8 protein-coding genes and 1 pseudogene are annotated in these 12685 nt (G+C 65.7%); 4 read left to right on the forward strand and 5 right to left on the reverse strand.

Going from position 1 to position 12685, the window contains the following annotated elements; genetic code table 11:
- Window positions 1–359: 359 nt before the first annotated feature.
- The 3 genes and pseudogenes from ACTOWJ_RS09640 to ACTOWJ_RS09650 all read left to right on the forward strand — a co-directional run.
- A pseudogene (locus tag ACTOWJ_RS09640) lies at window positions 360–2384 on the forward strand (sodium-translocating pyrophosphatase); the annotation flags it as partial.
- Window positions 2373–2900 carry an OmpA family protein gene (locus ACTOWJ_RS09645; protein ID WP_441334734.1) on the forward strand — a complete coding sequence of 176 codons (528 nt, stop codon included), beginning with the start codon at window positions 2373–2375 and terminating at the stop codon, window positions 2898–2900. The pseudogene ACTOWJ_RS09640 and the gene ACTOWJ_RS09645, both read left to right, overlap by 12 nt.
- Before the next feature lie 415 nt (window positions 2901–3315).
- Window positions 3316–4266: an alpha/beta hydrolase family protein gene (locus ACTOWJ_RS09650; protein ID WP_441334394.1), complete on the forward strand. Its 951-nt coding sequence runs from the start codon at window positions 3316–3318 to the stop codon at window positions 4264–4266.
- A gap of 145 nt (window positions 4267–4411) precedes the next feature.
- Here ACTOWJ_RS09650 and ACTOWJ_RS09655 read toward each other — a convergent pair whose 3' ends face one another.
- From ACTOWJ_RS09655 to ACTOWJ_RS09670, 4 genes are all read right to left on the reverse strand, one after another.
- Window positions 4412–5050, reverse strand: a complete 639-nt coding sequence (locus tag ACTOWJ_RS09655; protein WP_441334395.1) for a hypothetical protein — start codon at window positions 5048–5050, stop codon at window positions 4412–4414.
- Between the two features lie 299 nt (window positions 5051–5349).
- Window positions 5350–6888 carry a M91 family zinc metallopeptidase gene (locus ACTOWJ_RS09660; protein WP_441334396.1) on the reverse strand — a complete coding sequence of 513 codons (1539 nt, stop codon included), beginning with the start codon at window positions 6886–6888 and terminating at the stop codon, window positions 5350–5352.
- Between the two features lie 135 nt (window positions 6889–7023).
- Window positions 7024–7518 carry a discoidin domain-containing protein gene (locus ACTOWJ_RS09665; RefSeq protein ID WP_441334397.1) on the reverse strand — a complete coding sequence of 165 codons (495 nt, stop codon included), beginning with the start codon at window positions 7516–7518 and terminating at the stop codon, window positions 7024–7026.
- Entirely contained in the window at window positions 7515–8507 is a 993-nt protein-coding gene (locus tag ACTOWJ_RS09670; RefSeq protein ID WP_441334398.1) for a sterol desaturase family protein, read from the reverse strand. Before ACTOWJ_RS09670 ends, ACTOWJ_RS09665 begins: the two co-directional genes overlap by 4 nt.
- Before the next feature lie 343 nt (window positions 8508–8850).
- Here ACTOWJ_RS09670 and ppa point away from each other — a divergent pair, with 343 nt between their 5' ends.
- Window positions 8851–9399 carry an inorganic diphosphatase gene (gene ppa / locus ACTOWJ_RS09675; RefSeq protein WP_441334399.1) on the forward strand — a complete coding sequence of 183 codons (549 nt, stop codon included), beginning with the start codon at window positions 8851–8853 and terminating at the stop codon, window positions 9397–9399.
- A gap of 347 nt (window positions 9400–9746) precedes the next feature.
- Here ppa and ACTOWJ_RS09680 read toward each other — a convergent pair whose 3' ends face one another.
- Window positions 9747–12671, reverse strand: a complete 2925-nt coding sequence (locus ACTOWJ_RS09680) for a TonB-dependent receptor plug domain-containing protein (RefSeq protein WP_441334400.1) — start codon at window positions 12669–12671, stop codon at window positions 9747–9749.
- Window positions 12672–12685 lie beyond the last annotated feature (14 nt).

Genomic DNA, 12685 nt, shown 5'->3' on the forward strand with positions numbered 1-12685 from the left:
CTCGCTGCCGCAAGCGGCCGCAGGCGCATTCAGGCCCGACGCAACGCCTCGCAGAGCCGCAGGTCAAGCCCTGGGCGGGATCGAGTCGGGAACAAACCGCACGGGTTCCGTGACTTGGGTCGCAAGCCCGCTGTGCCCGGGCCCGTGCCGATCGCGCGTGCACGTGGCGTGGTTTCGTCGGCCCAAGGCCTATGCCATAGTCGGCCCAGCGCCGTGTTCGCAACACGGCGTCGCTGCAATGCAACACGGGCAGCGCGCGAGATGCGATTCCGCGGCACATCGGCCAACGAGCGAATTCGCGGCACACAAACTCGATCCGTTGTCCTGTGATGTCCACTTTCTAACTCGGGGAGGGGTTCATGCTGGAGCAGTACGGTTTGATTCTGGCGCTAGGCTGCGCCGTCATCGCGATCCTTTACGGCATCGTGTCAGCGCGCTGGATCAGCGCTCAACCCGCCGGCAACGCACGCATGCAGGAGATCGCCGGCGCGATCCAGGAAGGCGCTCGCGCCTATCTCAATCGTCAATACACCACCATCGCCATCGCCGGCGCGGTGTTATTCGTACTGATCGGCATCTTCCTCAACTGGCATACCGCGATCGGCTTCCTGATCGGCTCGGTGTTGTCGGGCGCGGCCGGCTACATCGGCATGAACGTATCGGTGCGCGCCAACGTGCGCACCGCCGAAGCCGCGCGCAAGGGCATCGGCCCGGCGATGGACGTGGCGTTCCGCGGCGGCGCGATCACCGGCATGTTGGTGGTCGGCCTGGGCCTGCTCGGCGTGGCCGGTTACTGGCTGGTGCTGGCCAAGCTCGGCGTCAGCGGCGAAAAGGCCCTGCACGCGCTGGTCGGCCTGGCGTTCGGCTCCTCGCTGATTTCGATCTTCGCGCGCCTGGGCGGCGGCATCTTCACCAAGGGCGCCGACGTCGGCGCCGATCTGGTGGGCAAGGTCGAAGCCGGCATTCCCGAGGACGATCCGCGTAACCCGGCGGTGATCGCCGATAACGTCGGCGACAACGTCGGCGACTGCGCGGGCATGGCCGCGGACTTGTTCGAAACCTATGCGGTGACGGTGATCGCCACCATGCTGCTGGGCTCGCTGATGGCCAGCGAAGTCGGCGGCAACGGCGTGCTGTATCCGCTGGTGCTCGGCGGCGTGTCGATCATCGCTTCGATCATCGGCGCGTTCTTCGTCAAGGTGAAGGAAGGCGGCTCGATCATGGGCGCGCTGTACAAGGGCGTGATCGTCTCGGCGGTGCTCGCCGCGATCGCGTTCTATCCGATCACCAGCGAGCTGATGCGCGATTCCAGCTACGGCGCGATGAACGTCTACGGCTGCGCGCTGATCGGCCTGATCCTGACCGGCGCGATCGTGTGGATCACCGAGTACTACACCGGCACCCAGTACGCTCCGGTCAAGCATGTCGCCCAGGCCTCGACCACCGGCCACGGCACCAACATCATCGCCGGCCTGGGCGTGTCGATGAAGTCGACCGCGTTGCCGGTGATCGCGGTGTGCGTGGCGATCTGGGGTTCGCATGCGCTGGCCGGCCTGTACGGCATCGCCATCGCCGCGACCTCGATGCTGTCGATGGCCGGCATGATCGTGGCGCTCGATGCCTACGGCCCGATCACCGACAACGCCGGTGGCATCGCCGAGATGGCCGAGCTTCCGCCGGAAATCCGCGCGATCACCGATCCGCTGGACGCGGTCGGCAACACCACCAAGGCGGTGACCAAGGGTTACGCGATCGGTTCGGCCGCTCTGGCCGCGCTGGTCTTGTTCGCCGACTACACCCACAACCTGCAGGCCGCGCATCCGGGCGTGGTGTTCAACTTCGATCTGTCCGACCACATGGTCATCATCGGTCTGTTGATCGGCGGCTTGATTCCGTATCTGTTCGGCGCGATGGCGATGGAAGCCGTCGGCCGCGCGGCCGGTGCGGTGGTCGAAGAAGTGCGCCGTCAGTTCCGCGAAATTCCCGGGATCATGGAAGGCACCGGCAAGCCGCAGTACGACAAAGCCGTGGACATGCTGACCAAGTCGGCGATCAAGGAAATGATCGTGCCGTCGCTGCTGCCGGTCGCGGTACCGGTGGTGATCGGCCTGCTGCTCGGGCCGAAGGCGCTGGGCGGTCTGTTGATCGGCACCATCGTCACCGGCATCTTCGTCGCGATCTCGATGACCACCGGCGGCGGCGCCTGGGACAACGCCAAGAAATACATCGAGGACGGCCACCACGGCGGCAAGGGTTCGGAAGCGCACAAGGCCGCGGTCACCGGCGACACCGTCGGCGATCCGTACAAAGACACCGCCGGCCCGGCGATCAATCCACTGATCAAGATCATCAACATCGTCGCCCTGCTGCTGGTGCCGCTGTTGCCGGTCAATGGTCTTAGCGCCGGCGGCTCCGGCCACGCGTCGCCGGAGTCCGCGCTGACCGCGCCGGTCGACGGTTCCGCGGGCTCGGCTCCGGACGCCGCCCCCGCGGCCGAAACCGCGACTTCGGACGCGGGCTCGGGCGATTCGGCCTCGGCCGGCAGCGATGCGAGCACGGGCGGCGGCGACAGCGCCGTCGCGTCGCCGCAGCTCGGCGCCAAGCTGTACTTCGACGTCGGCTTGGCGGAGCTGCCAGCCAACGCGGGCAGCGATCTGGCCGGGGTGGTCGCCGCGCTCAAGGCCGACGCGTCGCGCAAGGTGCGCGTTTCCGGTTTCCACGACGAGACCGGCACCGCCGCGACCAACGCCGAGGTGTCCAAGCAACGCGCACAAGCCGTGCAGAAGTGGCTGGAATCGCAGGGCATCGCCAGCGACCGGATCGAACTCGACCGGCCGGCGGTGACCACCGGCGGCGGCGACGCCAAGGAAGCGCGTCGGGTCGAGATCACGGTCGAATGACCCGCATCGGCAAAGCATGACGACGACGGCGGCTTCGGCCGCCGTTTTCGTTTTTGCCTGCTGAATTGCCGCCTGCTTTCGGCCCGTACCGACGCTGCGCCGTCTGCCGCGCCTCCGCATCTCGATCGCGATTGCGAGGCCTTTGGTGGGAAGGACTTCAGCCCCGACGCTTTTAGAACTCTCCGCATCTTGATCGCGATTGCGAGGTCTTTTGTGGGAGGGGCTTCAGCCCCGACGCTTTCCGGTCCGATCCGGCGATCTTCACGAAAAGCGTCGGGGCTGACGCCCCTCCCACAAAAGCATTCGGAGCATTCGCCGGTTGTGGCTATGATTGACGAAGCGAACGCGCGGCGAAGGCCTTCATATCCGCTCGCAACTTCGACCAGGGCATTCCCCGATTCACAGGAGCGACACGATGAAAGCGAACTACGGATGGCTGCTGATACTCGCGCTGCTGGTCAGCGGCTGCTCGCGCTCCGACGACGCCCCCGGCGCGGCGGCGAGCGCCGACTCGGAGAACCAGACCCTGAGCCAGGCGCGCGCCTCGGTCGATGCGCAACTGATTCGTCACGAACGCAACGGCACGCCAGTGCCGCAGCCACCGCCGGGCACGCTCGACCTGGTCCGCTATCCCGCGCAGGCCGGGCAACTGGCGGCTTATCTGAGTCCACGGCCCAAGGACACGGGCAAGCACCCGGCGATCATCTGGATCAGCGGCGGCGATTCCAACACCATCGGCGACTTCTGGACGCCTCAGTCGCGCGATAACGACCAGAGCGCCGCGGCGTTCCGCGAGGCCGGCGTGGTGACGATGTATCCCTCGCTATGCGGCGGCAACGACAACCCCGGCGTGCGCGAAGCGTTCTACGGTGAAGTGCAGGACATCCTGGCCGCAGCGGATTATCTGGCCAAGCTCGATTTCGTCGATCCGCAACGTATCTATCTGGGTGGGCATAGCACCGGGGGTACGCTGGTGCTCTTGGTCGCGCAAACCGATCCGCGTTTCCGCGGCGTGTTTTCCTTCGGCCCGGTCGGCGACGTGTCCGGCTACGGCGAAGGCATGCTGCCGGTCGCGTTGGACAACCAAACCGCGATCCGCCTGCGGTCGCCGGCGCACTGGACCGCCTCGATCCGCAGCCCGGTGTTCGTGTTCGAAGGCGATCACGAGGCCAATACCGAGGATCTGGAGCAATTACGCAAGCTCAATCGCAGCGAACAGGCCAAGTACTTCGTGGTGCCGCGCGCGGATCACTTCAGCGTGCTGGCGCCGACCAACGAACTGATCGCGAAGAAAATCGTCGCCGATACCGGCGCGAATACGCAGATCGCGTTCAGCGAAAGCGAACTGGCCGCGCTGTTGCCCTAGTTCCCATCGAATCTTGTCCCGCTGTAGGAGCGACGCGAGTCGCGACCGCGACCTCGAAGCGCCGACGCAGTTGTGAGGTCGTGGTCGCGACTCGCGTCGCTCCTACAGGGGCTGCCGTGGATGGGCGATGGCGGTGGCCGCGACGTCATGGCTCGAACGCATTACGCGCGATGTCGAACCACGCCGTGCACAGTTTGTCCTGCTCGCCGGCGGCGGCGAACGACGCGCGCCAGATCTGTCCCGCGTCGGTTTGACTGGGCGAGTCGAAGTACGCCGGTTCCAACGGCATGACCCCAAGGCACCAGCGCAACCGCTTCGGCGCGATGCTGCCGATCACCGAGAACCGAAAAGCTCCACGCAGTTCGCCGCCCGCCTTGATTTCCAGCGCCAGCGGCGACGGCGGCGAGATCGGTCCGGGATCGGGCAGCGGCGCGGCGATATGGGACAGCTCGAGGTCATCGCCGGTCGCCTTCCAAGCCGGCGACGCGATCGCTCCCAGCTTCTGGCGGCCGATGCTCACCTCATGGCGGTTACCGCGATCGAACACCGCCAGCGCCCGCGTGCCGGTATTGCGCAGCGTGTAATCCACTTGCAGCACGCGCTTGGCCGGATTGTAGGCGAAGGCCGCCTCCAACGCAGCGGTTTGGCCTTGCACTTGGGTCTTCGCGCCTGCGGGTGTGGAAGCTGACATGGCGGGCTCCGCTGCGAAGGAAGACGGCGAGATCACGGCCAATGCGGCCAGCAGCACGGTGCGCAGACGGGACATCGAGTGGTTGGATTTCATGCCGCGACTCCAATGGTTGAAGCGGTAACACGAATGACGAATGCCGTGGTCCGATGGCGCCGCTCAATCATGGCCAGCGAATGCTCCGAAAACTTTTGTGCGAGGGGTCGACGCTGTCTTCAGGTCGTCGCGTCGGATCGAACAGCGTCGGGGCTCAAGCCCCTCCCACAAAAAACCTCTCGGCAATGCGGTGGCTCGCAATCTCGCAGCCACCGCGCAGCCACCATAAACAAAGCGAAGGCAGCCCGCGATGAACGCGGGCTGCCTTCAGGCTCCCCTTAGCTCGGTGACGGGCGGACTCAGAGCGTATAGCTCGGGCGATCCGGCAGGCCGAGTTCGCCGCGCAGGCCGTTCTCGGTCAGATGATCGGGATTGGCCGTGGTCTTGGGCGTGGCGGGATCGCCGTCGAAGTCGTAGGCCGGCGCGCTGGTCTCCAGGCCCACCGCCTGGCGTTCGGCATTGGGCACCTGACCGTTGTCCGGACCGGTGCCGCGATAAGTGCCCTGCTGGAAGGTGCCGGTGACGCCGTTATAGGCGTGCGACATCTCGTGATACAGCACTACCACCGGTGCCGGGAATTCGGCCATGTGGAACGAAGGGTTGTAGCTGATCTGCACGTCGCCGCCCTGCCCCGGCTTGCCGTTCACGATGTCGGCGTCGTTGCTGAAGGTCTGGGCGTAGCCGTTTTGTTCGTTCGACAGTTCCTTGATCGTCACGGTGTTGCCGCGCGCGGCGGCCTTGTCGAACTCGGCCAGCATCTGTTGGCCGTTGGGCGAGCTGCGCAGGAAATCGATCTCGGCGCCGACGCGCTGCTTGAACGCGTCCGAGCCTTCGATGGTCACACCCTTGCTGGCGCTGATCTCGACGTTGATGACGGTGTTCTTGGCGCCGGTCGCGGCGCTGATCAGATCGGCTGCGGTCTGCGCGTAGACGTCGTCGTTGCCGGATTGGTTATCGACCGTGTCCTTGCCCGCTCCGGTATAGACCGAATCGTCGCCTTCGCCGCCGCGCAGGGTGTCGTCGTCCACGCCGCCGGACAGCATGTCCTTGCCTGCGCCGCCTTCGAGCGTGTCGTTGCCCTTGCCGCCTTCGAGGAAGTCCACGCCGTCGCCGCCGGCCAAGCGGTCGGCGCCGTCGCCGCCATAGACCACGTCGTCGCCGTTGCCGGCATCGAGGCGGTCGGCGCCGCTGTTGCCGAACAGATCGTCGCGGCCGTCGCCGGTGCTGATCTCATCGTTGCACGCGCCGCCGTCGATGCGGTCGTTGCCTGCGCCGGTGGCGATCTTGTCGTCGCCGGCGCCGCCGTCGACGACGATGTTGACCTTGACGTTGGACGCGACATTGATGGTGTCGTTGCCGGCGCCGCTGCGGATGGTGAGCTCCTGGTTCTCGCCCAGGCGCACTTCGTATTTCTCGCCGTTGATGCCGACGTCCAGGGTGCCGTCGTCGCGCTGAGCGATGCGCACGTCGTCGTTCTTGGCGCCGGTGCTGAGCACGACCTGATCGGTGCTGACGTATTGGCGGCCGAAGCCGGCGTCGGCCAGGGTCTGCTCGCGCGCGATCGAGACCTCGGTGCCCTGATGCAAGGGGTCGATCTGGATGGTCTTGCCGTCGGGAGTCCGGCCCTGCGTGCGCTGCTGCGGATTGGTGTCGGTGCCGTCGATCGCGACCGCATCGTCGATGGCCGGACGCTGCGGCGGCGCGACCTGGATCGCCGGATCGGCGACCAGCGGCGGCTGCGGCTCGACCAGACGATTCGGGTCGGCGGCGACCGGGTTGTCCCAATAGGTGTCGGCCGGCGGCGGCGCGGAGCGAGTAGCGTCGAGCTGTACGGACATGGCAAGCCTGCGATGGACGGAGTGCGAACCTCCTAGATACGCAGACGTATGGCCCCAACCAAGCTAGGGCGTACCCAAGCTAGGGTCGGCCCCAGGGCTGGCGCGCGGCCTGCGTTCGACCGACGCCGGGCGCTATCACCACGCTTCGAGTTCGTAGATGCGGGTCGCCGGATCGGCGGCATCCTGCGCCGGTTGGCTCACGTCCAAGCGCACGTAGCGCGCCCGGGTCGCAGCGATGCGGTGCACGCTGACGCCCTCGACGTTGTCGTCGACCTTGGCCACTTGCCGCCAGCTCACGCCATCGCGCGAGACCGACAGCGCGAACGCGCGCGTATTCATCGCCGCCGCCTCACCGCCGGCCTGCGCGTGTTTCAGGGTGAAGCCATGCAGTGTGCGTTCGGACTGCAGATCGATGCGCAACCAGGCCGGCCGCTGCAGCGAACAGAATTTGTCGTGGGTCTTGCTGGCGAGCAAGCCGTTGACCGCCTTCGAAGCCTCCTCGCCGGGCTTGCAGATCGCCGAACCGGTGATCGGGCGATGCAAGGCGAGATTGGTTCGCGCGGCCTCGCCCGCGTGCAGGGGCAACAGCGATACGGCCGCGAGCGCCAGCGCGATCGTCCAGCCCTTCATGGTGTCCCCTGCTGCGCCAACCAGGCACGCTTGGTGACTTCGGCCGTCTTGTGTTCGCCGTCGTGACTCCAGCCCGGCGGCATCGCCAGGTACAGCAGTTTGTTACGCAGCCCCGGCGCGGCCGCGACGTCGCGTGCGAGCGCATGAAACTCGCCGAGGTAGGCATCGAGAAAACTGCCGGGCTTCATCGGCCGGGTGATGCCGTACTCGATCCGGATGTCGTCGCGCTGCGGTTGGTAGGTACGGAACACGCGGTCCCAGACATTGAGCAGATTGCAGAAGTTGGTATCCATGTAGACCGCGTTGCGCGCGTGATGCACGCGATGGTGCGCCGGGGTGAGGATGATCCGGTGCAGGAACCCCAGCCGCCCGTCCTTGAGCGCGTGTTCGCCCAGATGGATGAACTGCCCCCACAAGCCGTCGATGAACATCATCAGCAACAACAGCGGCGGCTCGACGCCGGCCAGGATGCAGATCGTGGTGCGCACGAAGTCGGCGTACGGCGCCTCCAGGAACAAATGCGCGTAGTTGACCGACAGATTCATCGCCACCGGCGCGTGGTGGGTCGAATGCAGACACCACAGCAATCGCACCTTGTGGGCGAGGTAGTGATAGACGAAATGAGCGAACTCCCAGACCAGATAGCCGTAAATCAGCCCGTGCACGCTGATGCCCACCTGGAACGGCGCATAAGGCTGGAACAAGCCGATGCACAGGGTCACCACGCCGAAGGTCAAGAACGCCCCGATCAGCCGGTTGGCCAGCATGGTCAGGAACGGCAGCTTGTAGTCCTCAAGCTTGAACTGGCGCGCGGCCACGGTGCGCAGCAGTTCGTAGACCAGCAGGAACGGGATGACCGGGTACAGCAGCGCCGCGGCACCGTCGGCGCTGAGCAGCGCCCGGTAGCCGCGCTCGGCCAACAACTGCAGCAAGGCCCCCAGGCCGAAGAACCCGACCAACTCCTGCTGTACATGCTCCCACCACTGCATCCCCGCCCCCGCATTTGTATCGATCTAAATGCAGAATTAACACCGTAAGCAACCCGCGGCAAGCCGCTCGCGCCGAACTCGCCGCGCGGGCATTGGACGGTGCCTTGACGCTTTTGGATACGGCCCGGACCGGGCCGGCTCGGCCGGCCCGCTGACGCGCGATTCGCCGCCGATCGGCGCACGAAGGCGCGGCTTTACCGACGATTGGACATTTACGTCCCACCCCGGCCCGGCCGGGCGCGGCCGACCGCGTGTGCTGCAATGCAACAGCCGGCCGCGTAGAATGCCCCACCCCTTTCTTTCATCCGGCCCGCTTTCGCGGGCCTCAGCAGTCGGAGCACACATGGGTCTGGACCTCGTTCCCACCGGCAAGAATCCGCCGCACGAGCTCAACGTCATCATCGAAATCCCGAAGGACGCCGAGCCGGTCAAGTACGAGGTCGACAAGGCCTCCGGCGCGATCTTCGTCGACCGCATTCTCTCGACCCCGATGCGCTACCCCTGCAACTACGGCTACGTCCCCCACACCGTCTGCGGCGACGGCGACCCGGCCGACGTGCTGGTGGTGCTGCCGCTGCCGCTGATCCCCGGCTCGGTGATCCGCTGCCGTCCGGTCGGCGTGCTGCGCATGGTCGACGAGGCCGGCGGCGACGAGAAGATCCTGGCCGTGCCGGTCGACAAGGTGTTCGCCGGTTACAGCCACATCAACGACATCGATCAGGTCAGCCCGCACTGGCTCGAGCGCATCGGCCACTTCTTCGAGCACTACAAGGACCTGGAGAAGGGCAAGTGGGTCAAGCTCGACGGTTGGGGCAACGCCGAGGAAGCCAAGAAGATCCTGCTCGAGTCGATCGAGCGTTACGCGGCCGAAGTCGAGAAGCCGAACTTCTGATCGCATCGCGGATGGCGCAATCGCATCACGAAAGGCCGCCCTCGGGCGGCCTTTCGTTTGTGGGCAGGGGGTCTTTTGTGGAATGGCTTGAGCCCCGAGGTCTTTTGTGGGAGGGGCTTGAGCCCCGACTGGTTCCGATCGCCACATCGCTTCATGCACCGCACCGCTTCGCCTGTCGGGGCTGAAGCCCCTCCCACAAAAGACTTGCGGCCCCTCGCATCTCGTTCGGCATCTCGTCGGCATCGGCCCGGCACCGACACCCGCACCGGTACCGATACCGATACCCATACGAAAAACTACGGCCCCTTTCGGGGCCGTAGTCGTATCGCATTACATCCGACTTCTTATCAGAAGCGCTGGGTGTACTTCATGTACACGAAGCGGCCGATGTCGAAGCTGCCGTTGTAGGCGAAGCTGCTGTTCGGCTGGCTGTACATGGTCTGGCCGATGTGGTCGAACACGTTGTTCGCGCCCAGCGCCACGGTGGCGTTCCACGGAGTGTTGTAACGCACCTGCACGTCGTGGAAGGTGTTGCTGCCCACTTCGCGCAGCGGCACCGCGCCCTTGTACGCGGAACGGTAGTTCGGGTTGTTGCACTCCGGACCGCCTTCCAGGTCGTACGCGCACTCTTCCTTCAGGCCGCCGTAGTAACGGATGCCCCAGCTCGCGCCGAAGTCGCCGCGGCTCCAGTCGGCGTTGAAGTTCGAACGCACGCGGAAGTTCGACACGCCGTCGGCGACCCAACCGGTGCGCTGCTCGACGGGAGTCGTGGACTCGTTGTCGCGCTTGTACTCGGAGTAATCGACGTAGGTCGTCTTCCAGGTGAAGCCGAAGTTGCCGAAGCGGGTATCGGTCAGACGGTAGGTGATGCCCAGGTCGTAACCCGCGGTTTCCTGGTAGCCGCCGTTGATCAGGGTGCGGGTCACGTTGTTGACCTGGCCCTTGGCGTTGCGGGTGAAGCGGTTGCAGGCCGAATCGATGCCGAGCACGTAGCAGTTGTTCAGGATCGAGGTGACGGTCTCAGCCGCGATCACGTCTTCGATCTTGATCTTCCACCAGTCCAGGCTGATGTCGAAGCCGTTGAACCAGCTCGGGCTGTACACGAAACCCACGGTGGTCGACTTCGAGGTTTCCGGCATCAGCTGCGAGTTGGAACCCGACAGGAACGAGCTGTCGGACTGCGCGTTCGGACCGGTCGCCGGCTTGCCGCCGGACGCGGCCTGACGGAAGTTCGCCGGCAGACCGCCGCAACGGCCCGCGACCTGCGGGTTGCGCACGGCCGAACCGAACAGCGTGTCGCACGGATCGGTGTAGTTGTCGAAGCTTTCGCTGACGCCGCCGTACAGGTCGGCCACGGTCGGGGCGCGGAAGCCCGTCGCGTAGGTGCCGCGCACCAGCAGGTCGTCGATCGGCTTCCACTTCAGGCTGAACTTGCCGTTGGTGGTGTCGCCGAAGGTGTCGTAGTCGGAGTAACGGCCGGCGAGGTTGAACGACAGTTCCTTCGCGAAGGTCACATCCGACAGCACCGGCACGGCGAGTTCGACGTAGAACTCGTCGAGCGAGTAGCCGCCCTTGGTCGCGGCGCCGGCCAGGTCGGTGGTCAGACCGGACTGCAGCAGCGCGTCGGGCGAGTACTCGGCGGTTTCCTTGCGGTGCTCGTAACCGGCCGCGATACCCAGATCGCCCGCCGGCAGCGTAGCCAGCACGCCGCTGAGGTTCAGGCTGTAGACCTGGGTCTCGGTGGTCGAGGTGTCGTGGGTCGGCAGATACAGGTACTTCTGCAGTTCCGGATTGCTCAGCGCGTACGGGCTGTTGGTGACGTCCGGTCCAAGCAGCGGGTTCCACGGCAGGCAGCCGGCGACCGGCGCGGCGGCGGTGCCGCAGCGGATCTGGCCGGTGGCCGCGTCGACGTAGTTCGGGCCCAGCGCCTTGAGCGCGTTCGGCAGGAACAGGTTGCCGGTGCCGGTCTTGACGCCCTTGTTCTGGTTGTACAGGTAGCTGGCGTCCCAGTCCCAGGTCTTGCCGGCGAGTTCGAAGGAACCTTCCAGGCCGCCGCTGAAGCGGTAAGTGGTCAGCTCGGACTTGGTCTGACGCGGCACTTCCCAGCCACGGCGGAAGAAGTCGGCGTCGCGGCCGAGCGGATTGAACTCGTTCTGGGCGGCCAGCGGCAGACGGCCGAAGCGGTCGAAGCCGGTCGAACGGAACGGATAGCCGGCGATCTGCTGCAGGGCTTCGCGATCGGTGTACAGAACGTCGGCCTTGGCGCGCAGATTGTCGGTGATGTCGAACTCGGCGTTGGCGAACACCGAACGGCGCTTGAGGCCGGTCGACAGGAACATCTGTTCGTTCGGATTGGTCATGTCGGCCAAACCGGTTTCGTGCAGATTGCCGAGGTTCTTGGTGTTGGTCGCGCCGCGGTTGGCGGTCAGGGCGATGTCGTCGTCGCCGTTGTCCGGGGTGCCACGATCATCGATCAGCGTGCCCCACTGATTGATCGCGCTCCAGCCGGCGGTATCGTCGGCGGTCGGGAACTGGTGGTAACGGCCGTTCGGATAGCGCGTGAACGCACGATCCTTGGCGTACACCGGATCTTCCTTGCTGTACTCGGCACCCAAGGTCACCGAACCGCGCTCACCGGTCTGGCCGATGACGAAGTTGTAGACCTCTTTGTTGCCGTCGCCCTGGCCGTACTGACCCAGGTAGGCGCTGCCTTCCAGACCGTCGAAGCGCTTGCGGGTGATGATGTTGACCACGCCGGCGATCGCGTCGGAACCGTACAGGGCCGAAGCGCCGTCGGTGAGGACTTCGATGCGCTCGACGATCGAACTGGGGATCGAGGCCAGATCGGAATAACCCGACGAGGTGATGCCCATGCGCTTGCCGTCGATCAGCACCAGGGTGCGCTCGGGGCCGAGGTTACGCAGGTCGACGTACTGGCCGCCCACGTTCTCGCCCGACGCCAGCGCGGTGGCGCGCGAGATCGCCGGCGAACCGGTGGCGGTGATGTTCTGGACGATGTCGGCGACGCTGGTGAAGCCTTGCTTCTGGATCTCGGCACGGGTCATCGTCACGACCGGCTGCGAAGTTTCCAGGCTCGCCTGACGGATGCGCGAACCGGTGACTTCGATGCGGTCGAGAGTGGTGGTGGTGTTGGAGGCATCCGCTTCCTGGGCGCCGGCAATCGCCGGTACCAGAGCGGACACTAACGCCGCAGCGATGGCGGACGGCAGCAAGCCGTACCGCGCCGCGGGGCGCAGACTGCGATGGTTCATCTATCTCTCTCCAG

It is taken from the genome of Lysobacter sp. CA199, from assembly GCF_052078715.1.
Lineage (GTDB): Bacteria > Pseudomonadota > Gammaproteobacteria > Xanthomonadales > Xanthomonadaceae > Lysobacter.

Coding starts and splice junctions, on each gene's coding strand:
- ACTOWJ_RS09660 (WP_441334396.1), bottom strand. CDS start 6,888: ATGTCCGTACAGCTCGACGCTACTCGCTCCGCGCCGCCGCCGGCCGAC.
- ppa (WP_441334399.1), top strand. CDS start 8,851: ATGGGTCTGGACCTCGTTCCCACCGGCAAGAATCCGCCGCACGAGCTC.
- ACTOWJ_RS09680 (WP_441334400.1), bottom strand. CDS start 12,671: ATGAACCATCGCAGTCTGCGCCCCGCGGCGCGGTACGGCTTGCTGCCG.
- ACTOWJ_RS09655 (WP_441334395.1), bottom strand. CDS start 5,050: ATGAAATCCAACCACTCGATGTCCCGTCTGCGCACCGTGCTGCTGGCC.
- ACTOWJ_RS09665 (WP_441334397.1), bottom strand. CDS start 7,518: ATGAAGGGCTGGACGATCGCGCTGGCGCTCGCGGCCGTATCGCTGTTG.
- ACTOWJ_RS09650 (WP_441334394.1), top strand. CDS start 3,316: ATGAAAGCGAACTACGGATGGCTGCTGATACTCGCGCTGCTGGTCAGC.
- ACTOWJ_RS09670 (WP_441334398.1), bottom strand. CDS start 8,507: ATGCAGTGGTGGGAGCATGTACAGCAGGAGTTGGTCGGGTTCTTCGGC.